This window comes from Clostridium sp. E02, assembly GCF_003833015.1.
Lineage (GTDB): Bacteria > Bacillota > Clostridia > Lachnospirales > Lachnospiraceae > Lacrimispora.
Genome location: NZ_RJLQ01000015.1, coordinates 43,062 through 66,193, shown reverse-complemented (window position 1 = coordinate 66,193; position 23,132 = coordinate 43,062). Strand labels below are relative to the sequence as shown.

Annotated in this window: 10 protein-coding genes and 1 tRNA gene; all 11 read right to left on the bottom strand. The window is 40.8% G+C overall.

Annotated features, from left to right (window positions below):
* Nucleotides 1-26: 26 nt before the first annotated feature.
* The 11 genes from EFT72_RS12415 to EFT72_RS12365 all read right to left on the bottom strand — a co-directional run bounded on the left by EFT72_RS12415 (nt 27) and on the right by EFT72_RS12365 (nt 22,886).
* Nucleotides 27-845: an alpha/beta hydrolase gene (locus tag EFT72_RS12415; RefSeq protein ID WP_124067242.1), complete on the bottom strand. Its 819-nt coding sequence runs from the start codon at nt 843-845 to the stop codon at nt 27-29.
* 60 nt (nt 846-905) lie between these two features.
* On the bottom strand, nt 906-1,379 hold the full coding sequence (locus EFT72_RS12410; protein WP_243110007.1) for a hypothetical protein: 474 nt from the start codon (nt 1,377-1,379) through the stop codon (nt 906-908).
* Nucleotides 1,324-1,551 (bottom strand): winged helix-turn-helix transcriptional regulator, encoded by a 228-nt coding sequence (locus tag EFT72_RS12405; protein ID WP_164473148.1) that lies wholly within the window; start codon nt 1,549-1,551, stop codon nt 1,324-1,326. The genes EFT72_RS12410 and EFT72_RS12405 overlap by 56 nt, the downstream gene beginning before the upstream one ends.
* Before the next feature lie 69 nt (nt 1,552-1,620).
* Nucleotides 1,621-2,109, bottom strand: coding sequence for a hypothetical protein (locus tag EFT72_RS12400; RefSeq protein ID WP_124067240.1), 489 nt, complete (start codon nt 2,107-2,109; stop codon nt 1,621-1,623).
* A 65-nt stretch (nt 2,110-2,174) separates the two neighbouring features.
* Nucleotides 2,175-2,942 (bottom strand): sigma-70 family RNA polymerase sigma factor, encoded by a 768-nt coding sequence (locus EFT72_RS12395; protein WP_124067239.1) that lies wholly within the window; start codon nt 2,940-2,942, stop codon nt 2,175-2,177.
* Between the two features lie 268 nt (nt 2,943-3,210).
* Complete coding sequence (gene nagE / locus EFT72_RS12390; RefSeq protein WP_124067238.1) at nt 3,211-4,647, bottom strand: N-acetylglucosamine-specific PTS transporter subunit IIBC; 1,437 nt, start codon at nt 4,645-4,647, stop codon at nt 3,211-3,213.
* Between the two features lie 73 nt (nt 4,648-4,720).
* Complete coding sequence (locus EFT72_RS12385) at nt 4,721-5,548, bottom strand: PRD domain-containing protein (protein WP_124067237.1); 828 nt, start codon at nt 5,546-5,548, stop codon at nt 4,721-4,723.
* Between the two features lie 262 nt (nt 5,549-5,810).
* Nucleotides 5,811-5,884, bottom strand: a tRNA-Arg gene (locus EFT72_RS12380).
* A gap of 77 nt (nt 5,885-5,961) precedes the next feature.
* Nucleotides 5,962-6,852, bottom strand: coding sequence for a DUF3881 family protein (locus EFT72_RS12375; protein WP_124067236.1), 891 nt, complete (start codon nt 6,850-6,852; stop codon nt 5,962-5,964).
* Between the two features lie 131 nt (nt 6,853-6,983).
* The gene (gdhA, locus tag EFT72_RS12370) at nt 6,984-8,318 is read right to left on the bottom strand and encodes an NADP-specific glutamate dehydrogenase (RefSeq protein WP_124067235.1); all 1,335 of its coding nucleotides are present in this window, start codon (nt 8,316-8,318) and stop codon (nt 6,984-6,986) included.
* A 168-nt stretch (nt 8,319-8,486) separates the two neighbouring features.
* Nucleotides 8,487-22,886 (bottom strand): doubled motif LPXTG anchor domain-containing protein, encoded by a 14,400-nt coding sequence (locus EFT72_RS12365; protein ID WP_124067234.1) that lies wholly within the window; start codon nt 22,884-22,886, stop codon nt 8,487-8,489.
* Between the last annotated feature and the right edge of the window lie 246 nt (nt 22,887-23,132).

The following is a 23,132-nucleotide window of genomic DNA, read 5'->3' as shown; positions in this document are numbered from 1 at the left end:
AACAAAAACCATGTTCCGATTTCTTTTTAGCAAGTTTGATCTATAAAATTTGCCAGCACTTGGTTAAATTCATCCTTTTGGTCGTAAAACATACCGTGCCCGCTAAATTCAAATGGCACAAAAACTGAATTCTGAATGAGCTGATGTTGAATCTCACCTAACGGAGGCAATACAATTTTATCATGGATTCCATGAATAATCAGTGTCGGAACACAAATCTTTCTCATATCCTCAAACAATACTTCCTGGATCCACGTATTTGCTACTTTTGCAGTTGCCCATCCAGCGGCTTGAAAACCCAACTGAAGAAACCATTGGGAAAACGGCTCTGAAATATGCTGAAAGAAGAATAGTTCCCCAAAATTCCGCAACATATTGGGACGATCTGTGTAAGTACCTGAAATAATTTGATCCACTGCCTCCTGATCCAGTCCATATGGAAAATCAGGACGTTTGATCAGACTGGGGGCTGCTGCCGCAAACAAAGCAAGTCTGGAAACCCCATAGCCTTTCTGTCTTGCCATGTAACGAATTGCAATGGCTCCTCCTGTGGAATGCCCTGCTAATGTAATATCATGAAGGCCTAGGGCATCAATCACTTCTCTCACATCATCTGCCAATCGGTCATAATCATAACCACAGTTAGGCTTATCTGACATTCCAAATCCTCTGGTGTCAATTCCAATGCAACGGAACCCACACCCTGGAAGCACATCAAACTGATATTCAAAAAGATTGTGATTCCCTGGCCAACCATGCAAAAATAGAATGGTTTTTTTGCAGTCCGGATTTAAATCCTCCACATAAATGTTTACATCTCCATCAACTGTAACATAGTATCCCATACGATCAATTCTCAAACTATTTTTCTTTATTCTATTCCCCTATTACGTAAAGATTGCCTTTTATTCCAAATTTTTAGAGTTTTTATAAATTTCTTCCACTTCTTTTTTGGGAATTACTTTTGTCAGAAGGTATGCCATAAAAATAATTCCCGGAATATCCACAAGAAGTCTCGTTATTGCAAATTTAATCCCCAAAGATTCCAGTTCAAATAAAAACATGGGGATTTTAGTACTAGACCAAGCTCCAAGGAAGATCAGAACATTTAAAAATTTCACCCCTTTCTTCATAAAAACAGCTGCCACAGGAAACGCTCCATAGAGGGGACCAGCAGCCGCCGAACCAATAAAGAAAGCGAGCAGCACTCCTTTGATTCCAGATCCTTCTCCCATGTATTTCACCATGGTGGATCTTGGAACTTGTTCCGCTGCCTGTTCTCCTTTTGTAGTCAACGTAATATTCATCGCCCTGCGGTCTGAGTCAGAAATCGACCGAATAATACATCCATTGCGTTCCAACCGTACAAGTGATTTCAAGAAGCTCAGACAACTCCTTTTGAGTCATATGGGGGTTTTCCTTTAGAAGAGACAAAACTCTTCCCTGTCCCTTGCAGGAGCCACCACACTCCTTGCCTCCTTTTTGGTTTCCATGATGCATCATCCGGTTGACTTTATAAAACTGTTCCAATAAATCTTGATTGTAGTTCATTCTCATCCTCCTTACGCAAAATAGAAAGGTACCTTTCTATTTTGTCAATCTTTATTTCAAGATCACTTGCTAATCCAATGCTTCTGGATTCGCAAACGAAACCGCTTCATCGGAATCGGTACGATTGCTGGTTTCTTCAATCTGAAACATTTCATTATTGATGCCAAGTACGTTAATCTGCAACGGATAGCTATCCATGATTACGCCGTCATAATAGATCGTCACGGCATCACCTGCTTTCAGTGGTTTGCTGTAATCGGCGATATTGACGCGAACGGCATCGCCGGAGCGGCGGATATCTTCGCCTTCGTCGGGCGTCACGATGGCTTCGTCCCCATCAATGCTGTCAATTTTGCCTTTGAACTGTACTACATCCAGTGCATCCGTCCCTTTGGTAACGTCGCCCTCCGGTGTTCCCGTTGTTGTGGGTGCTTTCGTCTTAACCTGGTCGTCTTGAATGGTCTGTTCTGTGCCGGTGGCTTTGTAGCCATAGATGCCCAAGCTGAGACACATAACGACTGCCGGCATCATAAATATAATTGTTTTAAATTTTTTCATTCTTACTCTCCTTGTTGTTTCGTTTTTGAGCTTTTCGTTTTTGAGCTTTTCGTTTTCTCTGTTTTTTAGATGCGTCCGGTTTTGCATTTTGTTGGCAATTTATCCGAATTTTTAAAAAATACGATCCATACTGCTACTGACAACAAAAAGCATACGCCCAGCGTAATTACCCACGCATCAATGCTCGGTGGTGGTGGAATATTGACGGGCGGTTCCATATCCATTTCCGGAATTTCAATGTATTCTGTATCAAATGCACGAATCAGCTTATAGACAAAGCCTGTGCCTAACGTGATGGCAAACGCTGCCATCGAAGAAAGTGCGACTCGCAATTTCTTAATGGACATATTGTATGTCCATTGAATGGTACCGATCGGCTTCTGCAGCATATGGGATATTTCTTTATGGCTCATTCCACCCAACACCTTCAGAGTGACGATCTGCTGTTGTTTTTCGTTCAGCGATGAAATCAAAGTGTAGTAGTTTTCCATATCGGCAAATTCCTCGATACCTTTGTCAATCACGGGAAGTTTTTCGGCAACGGTACTGATATCAATAGACGGCTTTTCCTTACGGAGCAACATAAGCGCTTCGTTTTTGACCACGACATAGAGCCAAGTCAACGAATGGTCTTTTGGAAATTTATGTGGTTCGAGACCAAATAGCTTAATGAGCGTATTCTGGATCGCGTCCTTACTCAGCTCATTATTTCCGGTGACTGAATATGCAATGCCGTACATAATACGAAAATACTTTTCGTATAAAAGTTCGAACCCACGCGGTTCTTTGTTTTTCATCATATCAAATATGGTCTCAATTTTGACAGTATTCATTATTGCCTCCTAACCTTATGCTGTTTAGATGCGCTAGTTCTGTTATTTTGTTGGCTTTTTACAAAAAAATTCACAACTACTGCTACACGTTCGGTATGAAAAAAACAAGGGTTTTTGGAATACTCCCAGAAACCCTTGTTTTACCTTTAAATCTATGTATTTTCTTCTTCATTATCTTAAGCTTCTCAATTTACATATAACCTGAAATTCACATGGCTTCTTTTCTGATTGTTTTTAGTATAACATAAACAATCAGGCTAAAACAGATCTATTGGCACATCTTCTTAAATTCATCAGCCACAAACTGCACCTGAGTTCCCACAATTACCTGGATACTGGTTTTTCCTGGTCTGATAATGCCGGCTACACCCGCCGATTTTATCTTCTTTTCATTGACCTGTGCCTGATCTTTTATTTCAAGCCTTAATCGTGTAATGCAGTTATCAATGCCGGTAATGTTATCCTTTCCACCTAATCCTTCCAGAATGATAGCTGCAATCTGGGTATAATCATTATTGGAAAGGGTTACGTCTAATTCATTTTTTTCATCGTCCTCACGTCCAGGAGTTTTAAAGTTAAACTTTAAAATTGCAAAACGGAATACAAAGTAATAAACAGCCCCATAAGCAGCTCCCAATGGAATAATAAAAAGCGGATTCATAGCCATTGGAGCCTTAAAGCTTAAAACCCAGTCAACTAAGCCTGCACTGAAGTTAAATCCTGTACGCACTGGCAGTAAATCACAGATTGCGAGAGAAATACCGGTCAAAATTGCATGAACAAAATACAAAGCCGGAGCAAGGAACATAAATGCAAATTCCAGAGGTTCCGTTACTCCTGTAAAGAAAGAACATACAGAAGCTGCTAACAGCAATCCATAAACACTTTTCCTCTTACCAGGCTTTGCCGTATGATACATGGCAAGAGCCGCTCCTGGAAGACCGAACATCATAACCGGGAAGAAGCCTGTCATATATTGTCCTGTCTGTCCCAGTGTTCCAGTTCCTGACCAAAAGTTTCCAAGGTCATTTACACCTGCAACATCAAACCAGAATACCGAGTTTAAGGCATGATGAAGTCCTACTGGTATTAATATACGGTTTAAAAAACCATATATACCTGCTCCTACGGCGCCCATTCCTAAAATCCCTTCTCCAAACATAACCAGTCCTGTATATACAACAGGCCATACAAAGAACAACACCAAACTAGCAACCAAAGAAACCAAAGCAGTTACAATGGCGACGGAACGCTTTCCGCTGAAAAAAGCCAGCGCATCCGGCAGCTTCGAATTCTTGAACCTGTTGTAGCAGGATGAACCAATAATACCGGATACGATACCGATAAACTGATTGTTGATTTTTGCAAAAGCTGCATTAACCTCGCCCACATCAATTCCTTTTAGCATAGCCACAACCTCTGGAGACAGGATAGTCTGAATCATCAGCCAGGAAACAAGCGCTGCCAGAGCTGAAGTTCCCTCATGATCATCAGACATTCCCACACCGACACCAATTGCAAATAGAATTGCCATGTTATCAATGATAGCACCGCCCGCTTTGATCAGGAACGCCGCAATCGCGCTGTTGGCTCCCCAGCCAGTGGGATCAATCCAATAACCTATCCCCATTAAAATGCCTGCTGCTGGCAGGCATGCCACTGGAAGCATCAATGACTTGCCTAATTTTTGCAAATACTTCATCATAATAAAATTACTCCCTTCTTTTTGTCCTCTGGACATTAATTCTGCTACCGATATGGCATACTTTCTCTTCCTCTTAAACTCCTAATCTTTTTATATGTATTACCAGATACGCAATTTCTTCTTCTGATATCTGATAATGATATGTTACCAATATATAATCCCTGACTTTCAGACTGCATTCATATTCATCCGGATACATCTGGGATATTGATTGGCTAAATCTTTCATCTAACAAGCTTAGAAAATCTTTGGTAACAATCCTCTGTGCAAGAAACCTTAAATGGCTGATAAATTGCTGATAATTCAAAGAAGCCTCATTTAACTCCTGAGAAAAATGCCTTTTAATAAGTTCCACCACACCTTGAATCAGATTCGTGATTCCAATGGTATCTCGCATAGCACTGTTGAGTTCAGCATTCACAATGTGAAGTGCAATAGATCCGGCTTCATCAACCGGAAGTGTGACTCCCATCATCCGTTCAATTAAAGCGATCGCATACTCCCCAATCAGATACTCCTCTTTATAAAAAGTCTTTATTTCATTCAGGAGAGGATTTGAAAACACCATCTTTTTTTTAAAGCGGTGAATAGCAAAATTAATGTGATCCGTCAGTGTTATATATATATTTTGATTCAGACTTCTGTCTATGACACCCTTTGCATAGTTAATAATTTCCGTTGAAACTTGTAGATGCTCCAACGGAAGATTTATAAGAAGTTCCTTAAACTTATCCAAACTATTCTGACTCTCTAAGCAGAACACCTTTTCAATCGCATCCACCGCAATCTCTTTTCCTACCTTTGCGCCAAATCCAATTCCTCTGCCCATGGCTATTATTTCTTTTCCATCAGAGTCCAAAGTACTTACAATGTTATTGTTTATAATCTTAATAACCTTCATAAAACCTCACTTTGAAAATAAAAAAAACCAATCTTAATTCAAAAAACAGAAATCTGTTTTCTAAATTAAAACTGGTTTTGCCTGCTTATCAGTAACAACCCATATAATTATTAACTATGTTAGACTATATCAGCTTCTTTCGAAAAAGTCAACAATTTTTTAATGTTATTTTGCATTTAATTGTGCTTTTTAAACATAAACTAATTTTCAAAATTAAAAAGCCGAAAGCCAGTAAGATCCTGGTTTTCGGCTTTGCTTTTACTGTTCCCGAGGTGATTTGAACACCCGGCCTACCGCTTAGGAGGCGGTCGCTCTATCCAGCTGAGCTACGGAAACATACCTGTGCTGCAAACCTGCAACACAGTTCAAAAACTATTATATTCACAATTTCCCCATTCGTCAAGTTAAAACTTTTATTCATCCATAGGTTCTTTAAAATGAATTATCCCCTGCATCCAAACCTGGCCTTTAAATCTACGCCCTACTTCTGGGGTTCCAACTAAGTCTTTTTGGGCAATTCCTACATGAAACATCAAGTCACTGCATTCTACTATAAAGTCATAAACCTTTTCTTCCGTAAGCTGGTTCTTCTTCTCATCGATCTTTACGATCTCACCGATGATGGAATACTGATCACACTCCACACCGCAGGGCATAAAACAGGAATCAATGATGGAATAAAGATCTTCCTTCATCACTCTTCTAGAAGCCTGGGAATAAAGGTCAATGTCTTCGATGGTTAAGGTTTCCATGGCATCCTCATCCCCATTCTTAGCGGCTTCTAATAAATTATTTCTATCTTTTGCGGCAACCCTTGCTTTTTCCCTCTGTTTCTCTGTTTTTTCAATGGGAAGAAGAATCTTTCCACCTACAGCCAAACCAGTCAGACATACATCGCTGGTATCCACGGGATGATGGTCTATGACCCGTTCTCTACATTCAAAAGAATTGTCTATATAAAAAATAAGTGAAATTCCCACCTTGTATTCATCCAAAAGCCCAGCATAAGTTTCTCGTTCTGTATGGCGCTGTATGGAACAGGATACCTCTGATGTCACTTCAACGCTTTTCAAATATGGATAATAATATCTTCTTTGAAATCTGCCTTCCCGATCCATCTCACCAAAAATAGCAATTCCCATTCCAGGTGCCACTTCCCGGCGGAGCTCACAAAGATTGGAGTCCTCATCAATCTGTATTCGCTTCATGTCAGACAAATCTTCACAGAATTCATCCAGCATTTTCTCAATGTCCTTGTCTTTCTGGTAAAGACTAAAGCCTATGGTTCTCAAGAATTTGTGCATAGAATCATCACCTGCTTTCTGTTATAATAAATAGTTTCAGGAAAACAATGAGGCGAAGAACACTCCGCCTCAAGTCTTATCGCTTATTATATACTAAAACAAATGAGAATGCCAGTAAATTTTTTTGAAAATTATACAATTCCCTGTACCAGCATGGCTTCCACTACTTTTTCAAAACCAGCAATATTGGCACCCGACACGTAGTTACCTTTGACTCCGTAACGCTCTGCTGCACTGGCTGTTTTTTTGTAAATTTCCACCATGATCCCACGAAGCTTTTCATCCACCTCTTCAAAGGTCCAGGAAAGCCTTAGACTGTTCTGACTCATCTCCAAAGCAGAAGTTGCCACACCACCAGCATTGGCTGCCTTTCCTGGCATAAAGAGCATTCCGCTTGATTGGAAATAATCGGTTGCTTCTCTGGTGGAAGGCATATTTGCTCCCTCCGCCACTGCATAGCAGCCATTGGCTTTTAATGCCTTTGCATCCTCTATATCCAATTCATTCTGCGTTGCACATGGAAGAGCAATGTCACAAGGTATGGTAAAGATTCCCTTCCCCTGTGTATAAACCGCCGTCAAAACCGTATCCACATATTCTTTGATTCGCCCTCTGCGTACTTCCTTAATCTCTCTTACTACGTTAAGATCAATCCCCGCCGGATCATAGATATAACCATTCGAGTCACTTAATGCAATAACCTTTGCCCCCATCTGAATGGCTTTTTCCGAAGCGTAGATTGCCACATTTCCAGAACCAGAAATCACTACATTTTTACCGGCCAGTTCCTTTCCATTGTCCTTTAACATCTCATTCAAAATATAAATAAGACCATAGCCTGTTGCCTGAGTACGAACAAGAGAACCTCCATAGGTAAGACCTTTGCCAGTCAATACACCTTCATAAAGACCGGTAAGGCGTTTATACTGTCCATAAAGATAGCCAATTTCTCGTGCACCAACTCCAATATCTCCAGCCGGAACATCCTGATTAGGTCCAATGTATTTGTATAATTCTGTCATAAAACTCTGACTAAATGCCATAACTTCTCTATCTGATTTTCCTTTGGGATCAAAGTCAGAACCGCCTTTTCCACCACCAATGGGGAGACCGGTTAAAGAATTTTTAAAGGTTTGTTCAAAACCAAGAAATTTTAGAATACTCTGATTCACAGAAGGATGAAGGCGTAAACCACCTTTATATGGCCCAATTGCTCCATTAAACTGTACCCGATACCCTTTGTTTACTCTCACCTGTCCCTCATCATCCACCCAAGGGATTCTAAATGATATAATCCGTTCTGGTTCTACAAGTCGTTCTAATATCGCCAACTTCTTGTATTTTTCCTCATTTGCATCAATCACAAGGCGCAGAGAATCCAAAACCTCTTTGACTGCCTGGTGAAACTCCACTTCCCCTGGGTTTTGTTTCACCACTCTATCATAAACCTCATCCACATATGACATCTTTTCGTTCCTCCTTTTGTTTTTTAATCAAATGCTTCACATAATAAAGCTATCCACCATGTTAAAAAAAGGCTGGAACCCGTTAAAGTTCCAGCCTTTTTTACTGCCATAACTTTTTAAAATTATAGCAAGTTAATTTAATAAAGTCAATTGTTGAAATTCTAAATTTTATCTCCTTTTCCGTTTTTTAATATTAAGTGCCCCATAAAGTGCCATTAGAAATGCAGACAGTACCACGAATACTTTTCCAGTGTTTTTCGTATGATCCCCAGTCTTTGGAAGTCTGCCAAGAGGTACTTCTTGGTCATCAATGGTAATGAAATCCATAGTATTATCTTGTGGCAGATTCGAAAGTGGAACCGGATCTGGTATAATGGTAACCATTGGATTTGATGGAGAAGGATCTCTTCCTCCATCTCCCCCTCCATCTCCTCGGTCTGCCTTAAAGTCCTGAATGGTTATGGTATATCCATTCACTCCGTCTAGTGTAAGAGCCGGGATTTTTCTGTTAATCCGATACCCGTTAGGTGCTTTTGTCTCTTCAAAATAATACGTCCCTTTTGGTATTTTCTTTATAACGTAGGTTCCATCTCTGCCCGTTTGAAATTTAGAGGCTTCTCCCCTCTCTTTTGTATATCCAACAAACGTGCCTTGATAAAGTTTCACATATTGGTTGTTAGAATCTTTTAGAATAAACTCTGCACCCTGTAATTTTCGGTCGGCATACACCGCATTGGTTTTTACTATTTTCAGCCTGGAAGGTGTATTTTCAATCGGTCCATTGGTTTTCTTTAAGAAAGAGGATTTAACAAATTGAGCATCCGGGGAAGACTCCGTTAAGGTAAATTCCCGACTCCATGGCTCCTTTCCTAATAAGTAACCGTCTGGAGCTTTTGTTTCCGTTAGCCGATACGTTCCATAAGGTAAATTAGTAATTTTTCCCTTCCCCTCTAAGAGAAAGGATATGGTATTACCTTTTACCTGATCCTTCGACCAAGAGGCACCCTCTGCTGCTGCCATGTCGCGGTAATGCTCCCATGCTCCCGGTACGATTGTCGAAATATTTAATAATTTAAATTCCGCACCATTTAGCCTATGATCCTTATTTTCCTGATCCACCTTTTCTAGCTCAAGACTTCCCGTTTTTATCTGATTGGTCACGGTAAGTGTTACCATATCATTATTTGAAACCATAACAGCATGGCTGTCATCTTTTAAGATAACCACCTTCCCATCCGCTTCCACCCTAATATAAAAAGGATCAATGGCATGATAGCCTTCCTTATTCTCCTCCCGGATTAAGTAATCCCCGTGTTTTAGTTCCATTGTAACCGTACCGTCTTCTTCTGTAACAAACGCTCCAGATAACCCACCCGCCTCTTTGTAAAACTGACTTGCCCCAAACAAAGACAGCAACTGGTTCTCCTTAAAACGTCCCGGTCCCAGAATCGTAAAGTGAACACCGCCAATCGTCTGGTTTAAATTGTTTCTCTTTTTGATCCGTATTTTTCCTTGTTTTCTGGTGTCATAAACTACAATGGCTTCCGGATTTCCTGCTCGCAATACCGTGATCTCTTGATCCGAAGACAGGTCATAGTGCTCCGGTGCCTGAATTTCTTTTAATACATAGTTTCCTGCTGGAATTCTTTTTAACGTAATTTTCCCTTCCGATCCAGTGACAAAATGAGTGTTTGCTTCCTCCTGATCAGAAAGTCCAAGATAGGAAGACTCCTGATCAAAGGAGACGTATCTTCCTGACTTTGTCATGAATGCAAAGACTGCACCAGAAAGTAGATTTTTGGTTCCCTGATCTCTTTTTTCTATGGTTAATTCATGTGGCCAGTTTACAATTCCCTCATTTCCGGTTAAGTGAATTCCTTTGGGATCCATTAATTTAAATTCCTTGTTAAATCCTCCCTCTACATATCCATCTGGTGTCTGAATCTCCTTTAAGGTGTAAGTTCCATAGGGAATTCCACTTAGATATCCCTGCTTTCCCGGTCGTTCTCCATCTAACTGAAACGTTACATACGGATTGCTTTGATCTTGATTCACAGTTACATGTGAGACACCTAGCCCTGTAACATGGGAAAGATATTCATTAAATGCACCTGGAATCTTAGAAGTTCCACTTAATACGAAACGAGCACCAGAAATCGGTGTCTTTGTTTCTCCATCTAATTTCTCCATGTAAAGAGGGGCCGTTTTCACTCGATTGGTAACAATAAAATTGATTTTATTCTGCTCTTTGCTGTTTTGCCGAATTTCCTTTCGGTCCTCTCCGCCTAATAAAGATACCAGACCAGTTTCATCAATTTTTATACGAAACGGTTTTATTGTCTCGTAGTCTGGCGACGGCAATTCTGTGATTTCATAAGATCCATAAGGCAGATTCCAGGTAAGGATTCCATCTTTATTCGTCTCTTTCTCTTCATATTCGTATTGTTTGAAAAGAGCTAGTTTTTTAATTCCAAACCGGATTCCTTTTACCTTTTGATTCCCAGTTTCATCCTCTTTTCTGATTTGAATCTGATACTCCGTTTTGGTATTGGTAATCCGGTTTCCAGGCAGCCCCACTAAAACTGCCTTCTGATCCTGATCTTGAATCTGAAACTCTACCTCTTTCCTTTTCTTTGTAATATCATATCCATTTGGAACCTGAATTTCTGACATCGTATAACTTCCCTGAGGAATTCCCGTTAAAAATACCTTTCCCGTCGCAACCGTAAACGTCACATCGTCTTTGGTTGTTTCTACATTAAGAATTCCCATGGCATCCGGATTCTTCTTTAACTCTTTGGTCCATGCTTGGAAAGCATCCAAAACCGGTACCCTCTTCTTTGTGATCCGAAATCTTGCTCCCCCTATTTCTTCCTCTGTCTGAAGATCTATTTTTGTAAATTCCAGAGATCCAGTCACAAATGAATTGGTTACAGTTACGGTTCCAGAAATCGGATCCTCCTGGGTTTTAAATTCTTTACTTTTTAGAATCCATGCATTCTGTCCCTTAACTTGGAAGGAATGAAGGGGCTCCATCTCTTTGGAGCTGGCACCAGAAATCCGGTATCCATCAGGTGCCTGATCTTCCACAATCACATAATTTCTATAATAAAGAAGCTCACCTGCATTCCAGATTGCCTCTCCATCAACGATAGATGTGATTCCCTCTGCTGCCGGTTTTGAAAGCATTTTTTCATCTGTAATTTTCTTTTTTTCTAATTCTTCCATCTCGGTGTTGGTATATGGCCCATATATGGTAAAATGAGCTCCCACCACCGGATTTTTTTCTTGGTTTGTCTTTTTAACAATTACTTTCCGGTATGGTACAAATCCAATGTCTTTTGTTTTATCGTAATCATTGGCAGAGGCCCACAGAAAGAAATCTTCCGAAGCGTATCCGTCTCTTGTCTCTGTAAAATTGCTATCCCAGCTTTCCTCATAGTTTTGCCCTCCCTGAATAAGTGTTCTTGGAAGTCTGGACCGTCCTGCTTTTCGATTGGGACCATTGAAACCCATATTTGGCTTCCCTAATTTTAGAATCAGATCCTTAAATTCGTCTGGCATGGTACCCTGATTCACATACATCTGGTAATGAGCCGGATCAACCCCTTTTAATTTCCCAACACGAAGGGTCTGATTGTGATACCACAGATCTTCCTCTTTCTGGGTAAAATCCGTCCCATTGATTCCAACTGGCTTTGCTGGCATCAAATTCTCAAACAAAAATCTGGCATCCGTAACCCCCGGTTGTTTAAAGCTTACGTCATCTCCATATTTACTATAAGCAGACAGACTTACCTGAAAATATCCAGAGGAAAGAAGGGGGGATAAATCCGTTAGAAGATGATCTTGTGTTACGTTTTCATTTTGAATCCCATTGTCATCTTCATCGATCCAGATTCTTCCCGACACTTTTACCTTCCCTGGAACCAGAACCACCTGAACTGAATCACTGGTTTGAATCTGACTATATTCTTTTTCTGTTCCAAGAAGACCACCCTCACGGGTACTGTAAACCGTGGCAAAATCATTGACTGCATACCCATAGGCTGCCTCTTCCAATTCTTTTGCTGTGTTGTAGGGAACCACTGCCCGGTAAGTGACCACCAGATTTTCCCCTGGTGCCAAATAAAATTTATCATCCCTAATTTTTACATGAAACGCAGATGGATTCCTAGAATTTGTTGACCAAAATCCGTTGCGATTGTCATACAATAATGCCTCTTTTCCTGCCGCCACGACTGCTTCGTCTTGAAACTTTTCATTGGAATACGTAAGATCATAGGTAAAATCTTCGGTTTTCCGGTCTGAAGGACTTTCCTTTGTTCTATTCTCTATTTGAATGGACTCAATCCCTTCAAACTTCAATCGATAATCACTGAGTCGTTCAAACCCACCAGTGCTGCGATCTCCCTTGACTGGAAGAATATCCATAAGAGAAAGCTGGCTGACATAATCAACATCCGAGGAATTATGAACTGTCAACCGATAAAGCACCGTTCCGTCTTGATAATTTAAGTCCGTATCGTCTGCACTCTTTGCCACCTTCCCTACCGTGGTCCCAGACACAAACCTGGTGTCTAGATTTCCTTTTACCTCCTTAAACAGATGAATTCCGGTTCCCGTACTCATTGTGTTTTCTGCAGAGTCAGATGCATATCCGTAACTGCGATACTTCTCATCGGAAAGCGTCACTGCTTTCGGTAGATCCTCACTGGGCCATTTGTTCCCCGTACTGGTTTCTATCTGAAACGATGCTCCCGTCTGATTGAGGGAAAATGCGGGTTGGAGCACATCACTGGTAACAAATAACGTGTTTAAAATGTTTTTTCCGTAATTGATGATATTTCCTGCTATTTGAGCGGATACGGATACCGTTACTGACTCTCCCTTTTCTAACGCTCCATCTAGCTGAAGGAATAAGGTTTCTCTTCCTGTAACCGGATCTACCTTTCGTATGGTCTTTCTCAAATGTACCCCTGCCGGTGCTTTTTCTATGGAAACTGCCTTTAAGAGATGATTTTCTCCACCAGTTTCTCCGGATACGGTAACTCCGAGGGGAACCAAATCAATTAGAATCGGTTTCTGTATGGGAACAATCTCCTTATCATTGCTTTTGGTTGCATTGGTCACAGTTAAATAATAGGTTAGGGTGTCTCCCGGCTGAATCCCTTTTATCGGGTTAACATTCTTACTGACAGACAGAACGGGTGCCTGACTGGGCACAATCTCGATATCACAAATCGCCTCAGCCTGACTTTCTATTTTCTCTGGCAATAAAGCACCATTGATATCCCATCTCCTATCTTTCATCGTCACACTCGTCTGATTTCGGATGTATTTGATTTCTTTTTTATATCTCCCATCCTCTAGTTTTGCATTTTGCCGGAACACCTTGGCTGTGACTTTAATGTTACCAGGAACAAAATCCTGTCCCAGTGTATATTCATTTTTTGTAGACTGTTTCAAGGTGTCATCCTGGTAAGAAACGGTAAAGGACTTGATTTTTGTCTCCCCTTCCGGTACGACTGGCTGTATCTCACCCTCTCCTGAAACTTCAATCCTCTGTGTTGATCCTACTTGGTTCCCATCAAAATCATAGAAACAAATCTCCCCGGTTATGGTTCCAGTGCTGGCATCCCTAATATGATTTTTCTGGCTTGCTTTTCCTAATGTCACCGATGCTATGGAGGAATGATTATAGGTATATTCCGGTTCTTCCAGAACATTCTTAGAAGCATCCAGCATTAAAATCCCTTGATCCTCCACCATGTATTCATCAATCGGAATGGTATTGACCGCTTTTGGTGTAATGGTATATGTTACGGTCTGGCTGTCCTTCCACCATAAATTTTGTATGGTATGCGTTTGCGTGGTCTTGTCAATGGATACCCCAGTATTCTGTTTTACATTGGTAAACTCACAAGGCACCGGTAATTTCCCTTTCTCAATGGTTACTTGCTTCTGATAAAGCGTTCTTGTGTCGTCTTTATTTAGAATAAATCCCTGCTGATTGGGAGAAATTGACGTTTCTTCAATCTCGTACGTTCCAGGAAGCAGTTTTATGGTTGTTCCCTCGTCTCCATAAGGAACCTCCACCAAATCTCCAACCTGCTTTTGAGTCTCTTGATCTGTTACTTTTAAAACTACTTTTATGGAACCATCCGGATTTTCTTGTTTGTTCCAGTCATTCTTAATGAGTTTAAGGGGCAGTGCTTCCTGATTATGCGCCTCGAAACGGTATACTCCCGGTGCTTTTGTTTCTCCATTCGAAAGAACATAAAGATCCACCCCATTCCTTACTTCACCGTTTTTACTCACGTCTGCATGAAGAGGAGATACGTTCCCTAATTCCCCCCGAAATGCTTCCATTGAAAACAAGTCAAATCCATGCTCCGTAACGGGCACTTCATACAACCCATAGGCATATCCGTCTTGCTGTTTTAGACCACGAAATGACAAGTTTCCCTGTACGTCTGTGGTTTCCTCCGTCACATAATCCCAAGTTCCATTTTCTACTTTTCGGTACAGTTCAAAGGTGATTCCTGCTTTTTTTGTCTCATTTTTTCCGATTCCACTATACTTTTGTATCACAAAATCAATCCCACCCTGATTTTCCACGGTAAGTTCTGTCGTTTTTCCCACCTCTGGGATCACTCCCTGCTCTGGAAATGCCCCATCTATCACAAGATAGCCGGGGGGTGCGTTGACCTCTTTTATATAATACGTATTGGGATTATATTCCTCTTTGGAAAAGACGGCTTCATAAACACCACTTTTTTCGATTTCTTTAAAATCACCAACATACTCCGTTAAGTTTTTATCTTTAAAAAGCTGAAACGATGCACCGGATAATTTTTGATTCGAATGAACTGCATCTACTTTAATCAACCGGATTTTTGATTTTGCATACTGATTTTTTACCGTTATGGCGACGGGATTATCTGTGGTAAAGGCTTCGCTCGTTCCCACCAACATGTATCCATCTGGATAAAGTATCCCATTTTCCACCGGTTGCTGATCCGTATACATCCAGTCTTTGTTTCCACGCTCTTTTAAATAATAAGCACTTCCCTTTGGATTTTGGGGCAGGAGTACCTGAGCACTGCCCATCTCATACCCATCCTCTGATTGTAAGGTTGTAATTTTAACCACAAGGGGATGGGTCTCTTCATCATAAACCGGTTTATATACTTTCTCATCCTCTGAATACGTATAAATGTCAAACACAATTTCTTTTGGAAGCTTCTCTTTGATGTCAGGGTCTTTGATAAATCCGTCTCCAAAATATAGTTTCTTTGTTACAGTGAGTACTACTTTTTTCCGATTCTTAAAGGTTACTTCTGAATGTTTGAACGATCCATCCATATCCCCTGTGACTGCAATGACCACAGGAGTTGAATCTACCGTGTAACCATCCGGTGCTCTCTCTTCCACCACCCGGTACCAACCCGGTTCACAATCTTTTAATACATAAGAACCATTCTTTAAGTCAACCATGGATTGTTTGATTGGAACAAATCCATGCTCTGGTTTTTTATACTCTGGTTTTGTAACGTCTTTTAACTGTCCGTCAATCAGATCACTTCCTGTTTGAAACTTTAAGTACTCCAAATGGAAAATAGCTCCCTTTAACAAAGCATCACTCTGCCCAGTATTTGCATCTGTCTTTTTCACGATTAGATCGGAACGGAGCGGATTTTTCACCTTCTGATCTACCACATTCCCCAAAACAGATCCATCCACTGGAACAAGGGTTACCTCTTCCTTCTCTCCATGGGGTTTATAACCAACCATAACCGTTTTCTCTTCAAAATAGTTGGAGGCCATCCTCTCTTTTGCCAGGTTTTTTAGAATTTCACTCTTTATGACGTACCTTCCACTCTCAAGACCTTGAAATTCCGCCCAGTATCTTCCGTCATTTCCTTTGACCGCTTCTTTCGTTAGTACGTTTCCTTTTGGATCTGTTACTACAATTGTGACACCATCCATATCAGTTGGAATCGTTCCATTCCATAAGGTTTTTTCCACGTTAAGAACTGGTTTTTCAGGATTGAATACCGGAACCGTCATTGGTTGGCTTTTTACCGTAAAATATCTCCACAATGAACCTTTTCCCGTATACATCGTCAAATACGTTTCTTTTTGTTTTGAGGTTAACGTTTCTTTTAACCGGTATCTTCCGGATGGAAGCCCATTTTTAATATTGACCTGACCTTTCTCATCTGTATGATACGTCCCATAATGCACATATTGGTACCCATTTTCCGTCCACTGATACTGCCAGATGTCAAGAGTAACCGAAGAAAGAGGCGTTTTGTTTAAATTCATATTGGCAAGCTGGTCGTCTGTCTTATAAAAGGCACTGGAATCAGGTACATACCCGTACTTAATTAGAGTCACTGGGTACTCCTTCGAAATATTGTTAAGCAATCGGTACGATTCATCCGTCTTTTTTTCATCCCAGAAGTACTGACGATCCACTTCATCGGTTTTATATGGAATGGCTACTGAAAGTATGTGGAGGGTGGGATTTAGTACTACCTTAGAGGGTGTTTCAATCTCTTCCAGTCCAAACAAGGCTTTTACCGGCTCCCCTTCTTTTTCAAAGAAAAGGATCTCCTTTGGATCTAAGTGCTGTTCTTCCAACTGCTTACTCAGTTCATCCATACGAATGATTTTTGATAGGGCATACCCGGTCTTGTGAGTGTTATCTGATTCCAGTCCCGTTTCCACTACATCAACCGGAAACAGTTTTTCCTTTGTCTCTGGATGCAACAGCCAGATTTTAAACTTCACGCCCCCAAGTAGTGTAGGCTCAATTGTTTCGTCTATATGGTTTAACCATTTGTTAAGAGCAATCTGGAAATGGTAATGAAACAGGCCCGATCCATCCGGTGCATGTTGGTTTTTAATGATTGCAATTTTTTCATTTCTCCCACTTTTGTATGTGTGTACAATCTCTTCCATGCCATGATAGGAACCTCCTTCAGGGACAAAAACTGCCTGTATGTTTCTCCCTTTCGGTAAGGTATATCCTGGGGCTGCCTCATCCTCAACCAGCCAGTATAACCGGCCACCTTCCAAGATAGAGGTGTCAAACTGTCCATCCAGACGTTTCCCCGTAGCAGGGTCCAGTCGTGTTCCGCTTTCATAATGACCTACCTCTAAAAATCTGCTCTCATCCGCCAAATCCTCAAGTTCAATTTTGGATAGGTTGCTTTCCTCTGACCGACTCATATAAAGAGTGAATCTGGCACCGTTTATCGGTTCTATGTCATGGGTTTTTCCACTAGAATCGATTCCATCGCATATTTTCCATATGTTAAACTGAACCCAAGAAGTTTCATTGTATAAAGGTTCCGTTTCCCGAACAAGGGTTTCCGGATTGGTTTCTAACTCTTTGCCTGAATACGAAACCGTATGATACACTTGCTTTAGATCCGATACCAAAAGAGTTTTTACCGGTTCCCCATGATTAAGTGGCAGAGGCTGTTTCTCTCCCATATTCAGTTCAAAAGGAAGCCCTGATTCTTCTTTTGTAGGAACCCTCACCTCCGCCACATAATACGTGTCGGTTCGGTTGATATCCGTAAACGTAACAGCCCCATCGTATGCATTGGTTAACTCTAATGCAACCAGATCCGCTCGATTGGGGTCTTCTTTATTGACTTTGTAAAGAGCTAGTTTGACGCCTCCCAGCGGACGGTTTACTTTATAGAACTGGTCATTCCAGCTATCACGCCAATACTTTTTCGTCCGTATGGTTAGTTTTGGTTCATCCTCAATCCTAAGAACCGCTCCATTTATATCCCCATTTACTGTGGAAATACTGGTTCCTTCTAATAATTTGGTCGTCACGGTTTCATAGGACTGTAAATATGCAGAGGGAGGTGCGATTTCTGCAATTACATAAGAGATCCGTTCTCCATTCTCATCAAATATTTTCAACTTATTCCCTTCAAAGACTACCTGCCCGTTTCCATCTGTAATCCCAGTTTCAATGGGATGGGAAATACTTGATTCCCAGTCACTGCTTTGAAACTGGGATTCATAAAAGATTCCAAGAGCTGCTCCTTTAACCGGAGTTTTTCTAAGAGCATCCCTCTTTCTTACGATCACCCTTCCTTGATTTACATAATTTGCAAGGGCTTTTTCCCCTTCTCCTAGTTCCACGGTCATCTTCGTTTCTTCAGCCTCATTGGCTGCAGTAATCGAAGCAGGTCCATAATACACTTGTGCGTCCTTTATCTCATAGTCCTGATATATCCCATCCGCTCTGTTTGGGAGCAGATACAGAGGATTAATCACATCCTCCGGAACCACTTCTTTGAAATAATACATTCCCGGAGCCATCTTTGTATCCTCATTTGAGAGTATAAATTGGTTCCCGTTTGGAAGTGTTACGGTATGAAATGCATCCTCTTCTTTCGTATACACTTCAAATTTTCTTGCAACAGAATCATTTTTCTTGCCATCAGAACTTATCTGCGTTTTCGTAACCTTAACATCTTTGAACGGTTTGTTATAAACCGATACATGAGTTGTGATCGCATCATCCGGATGCCCGAACCATTGCTCCAGCCTCTTTTTTGTAATGGGACCTTTGGGAGTTGTAAATGAAAACGCATCCATCTTCTCATAGAACGGAGTAGGTGTTACCTCTTCCACTTCATACGTAGAATCCACATCCAAGGTAAGAAAGGTTCCGTCGTTGGTAACCTTCCCCTCATACATCACCTCTTTTGTCTTCGTATTGGTGATTTTTAAAATGGCTGAAATAGAACGATTTTTATCTGTGATATCACGCTTATGAATCCAATAAGGCACCTTTTGAGGAATGTTATAAGCGGAAACAAAGGTATTCTTCTCTCTGCTAACGGAAAATGGACCAATCAGGTGCGTGATTCCATCCTGATTATCTTCTAAGTCAATTATCTTTAAAGGATCGTCTGTTTCCAGACGGAACTCACTTCCGATTTCCATAAAGTAATACGATTTACTAATATCCAAATCGTTTATCGATATAAATCCATTGGCATCGGTGTAGTATAGATGGTCTTTCGTTACTTCCGTAAAATTACGGGTTCCTTTCTCCGTTTCATAAAGCCGAAAGGCATAGCCATTTCGTTGATTATTCTTGTTAATCCAGCCCTGTGACCACTGATTTCCAAAAGACCAGACTTCTTTCTTAAGCGTTAAATTTCCTCCCCGGTCATTTTTCAACACAATCTTTGTGGTGTTTACAGGAGTTAAATCAAAGTTTTGGACTACATGTGAGATTCCAGCCCGAACCTCTATGAAAGTTCCGGGTTGAGATGGTGCCTGATATCCCTCTGGCAGCTGTTCCACTACACGGTAATTTATCTTAACCCCATCTTTATAAACAGGAAGCGTTTCATCAAACTCACTTTCTTGATTCAGGGAATAGAACCCATTGTTATTTTTCTTTACTTTGTTCCAAGTCATTCCATCTAGGGATTCTTCCAACCAGAAATGATTGTTAAAATCACTTCTATAAAGATCTGGCACTTCTTTGTAATCACCCTGATCATTTAAAAGCAGCTTTGTCACCTGGATTTTGGCTCCATTCTGAATATTAACCAAAGCTTGGTTCCCTTCCATTAATGGAGAAGTTTCGCCTTTTCTCACGATTACGTTATATTTATTCGGATCTAAGATATAACCATTGGCACTTGTTTCTCTGACTATATAAGAACCTGGAGTCAGTGGCTTAAAAAGCACAAACCCTCTCTCATCTGATTTTGCGGTCCTTACTTTTTTCAAAGCATCTCCTACTTGTTCGTAAAGGGTAAACTCTGCCCCTTCCAGTGCCTTTAACTCTTCTTCCTTTGTATTTGCCGTATCAAAGGTCCTTGCCTTTTTATAAAAGGCAATGGCTCCTTTTCCGATAACATTGTTTACGACCGTTATCCTTTTGTTCTCTCCTGCCTTCACTGCTACTGGAATGGAATCTTCTTTGGGCGAAGTTCCTACTGGCATCTGAACCTCTTTTATTACAAAAGTTCCGGGGTCTATTTGAATCCGAATAGATCCATCATCCCCTGTCACATAAAGCCCCTCCTCCCCTTTTTCCATGGAGGGATTTACTAGGATGTCTTTGCTCTCGATCTGATTGCCCTTACGGTCAATCACGGTATAATTTTTATATGGTGTTTCATGATTTTTATCATCCACAGTATAAATCTCAAACCTGGAAAACCCAGGGTACTCATTCTCCATTGACGTGTCGTATGGTTTTGAACTTCCAATTCCTTCATCAATCACTTTTTGAATGGTTATAATTGCTGGTTGATTGACTTCATGTATGGCAATATCCGCTTTTGATTCCTCCGATAAAAGCTCATTGGTCCCCAAAAGCTGGTATTCTAGACGTGCGGTATTTTGTATTGTAAACACAGAAGAATCCCCCACCCGCTCATCGTTATATAAAAGAAGAAACGGATCATATGGATACCTTGCTGTCACTCGATAAGAACTGTAAGTCGGGGCTGAATCGGATACGTGAATATGACCCTCTTTCTCTTGCCCCTTTGTTTTAAACTGAGAGATTGCAATGGAGCCATCTTCGTTTTCTGTTACCGATACTGGTGACTTATCTCCCCAGGCTGCTTTGATGGATACCGGTTTCATTCCTTCTGGTGCTCCAGGCGTTAAGATGGACAAGGAATCTGTGATCCGAAAGGTTTGATCGGTAAAAACAGTTCTACCATAGGTCTGATAGATGGTACCACCTGGCTGCCTGGAAATCTGCCCGGATTCCCCATACATCCCCACTTCTATCAAATATTTTATTTCTATAAACTTGGGAGTTCCTTTGTTATCTTTAATGACCTCATAGGAGTTCTTTGTTGGTTCAATCTGTTTTCGGATATGCCATGCGTCGTCGGAGGTTAACATTAAAGTGCTAGTCTCCGGCTGGGAGGCATAGGTTTTCGTTTCAATATTTCCAGGATACTCAATCTGGTCCGTATCTGATTTATCTGCTACTTTAACTTCTGCATGAAACTCCACGCTGTTATCTGGCAGGGCAAAGGATTCCCCTATCCCCCTACTTCCATTCCCGTCTATGTGTGCATTTAAGATAATTCGATCCGATTTACCGGGACGTATGGTTCCAGCTTCATCCCCAACGTGAATTTCATAGATCGTCTCCCCATCAGTAGAAGAAATTTGAGTCACCTTCCCTTCCTTTTCCTCCAGGACAATCCCTGCCGGTACCTTAAATACTATTTTTGCATGTTCATAATGGTCAAAGAGAGAAAGCTTTCCGCCTGCCGCATACTCATAAAGGGGCGATGCCTGCATGGTATACGTAAGGACATAAGAAAAAACCGTTCCCGCCTTGATCTTTCCTGTTTGACTTTGATTCAAACTGATTTCAACGATTTCTTTCTTCTCGGTAGCATCGGGTCCATAATAAAGCAGAGCCGTATCATAGGGTGTGATTGTTTCCTCTTCACTTACCTCCGAATCAAGTGTGACAATTCCATAATTGGATACCACCATGGAAAACGATAGAGGAGATCCCATTAAGTCCGATCGTTCCTCTTTTGTCAGGCTTCTGGAATCCACAGGGATCACATCCGCTTCTTCATACGCATCTCGATCTGGTTCTGCCTGCGTAGGTGTAGAAATATGATAGATGTTTTGAAAAAGTATGGGAGCATCCTGCTTTGAGATTGTAACTTCTGGCTTTTTATCTGTTTCTGCGGTTGAGTCAGTTTCAGGATTTTCCTTTGTTTCTGCAGTTGAGTCAGTTTCAGGATTTTCCTTTGTTTCTGCAGTTGAGTCAGTTTCAGGATTTTCCTTAGTTTCTATGTTTACGTCAGTTTCTGGATTTTTCTTTGTCTCTGCATCCAATTCAGCTTCGGTTTCCTTTACTGGTTGGCTTTTTTCCTCTGCGGATTTGCTCTCTGTTTTCTGTTCCTCAAAAGGTGTAATTTTACCAACCACTTTATATTCATCTACCTGAGCATCGGCAATGAATAAATCTTCCCCCTGTATTTTAAGTTTAAATTCACATTCACGGTCTTTATATCCATTTATCCCAATTACTTGAATCCTATGTAAGAAAGACTCCGTTCGGATCCGGTCCGATTGCCCTTTATCAAAAAAGGGTTCTCCTTCCAGATTATCGGATACCAGCACCAGATACATGGCCTTTCCAACTTTTTTCTGTGTAATCAGAGTCTTATCCTCTAGTTCTTGATAGAGCTTGTCAAGTACTAGATTTTTATGTTCTCCTTTAAATGGAATGAGATCTTCTTTTAATTCTGGTCGTTGTTCTGGATCTTTTTTTAGAACTTTTTCGATCTGTGACTGAGTCACTTTTACCCCAATCACCTGTCTTGCCTGGGAAGGTGTTGCTTCGGACGGTGTTGCTTTTTCCCCATTGGACAAAGTGGCTTTTCTATATTCGTTCTTATCCGCCGCATAAACTGTCGTTGTCATCACTTGGGAAACATTTCCCATAACGATTGCCACAGTCAATAACCATGAAATCAATCTCTTGATTGCATGCACTTTCTTCCTTAATGCCCTCATCGTCGACTCCTCCTCAACTATATTTTTAATGATCTTTATTATTAAACCTCTCCAAAAAATAATATTTTCTACTATAAGTATATGTACTAATGGTTACACAACAGTTATTTTTTTCCATTTTTTAGATATTGTTTCAAGATTATTTAAAATATCTGTATGTATTACAAGGATATCTATGGACTGGGTGTAGCTTGACAGAACCTCTTATTAAACTTAAAATATCCTATATATCGTAGATAAATAAAG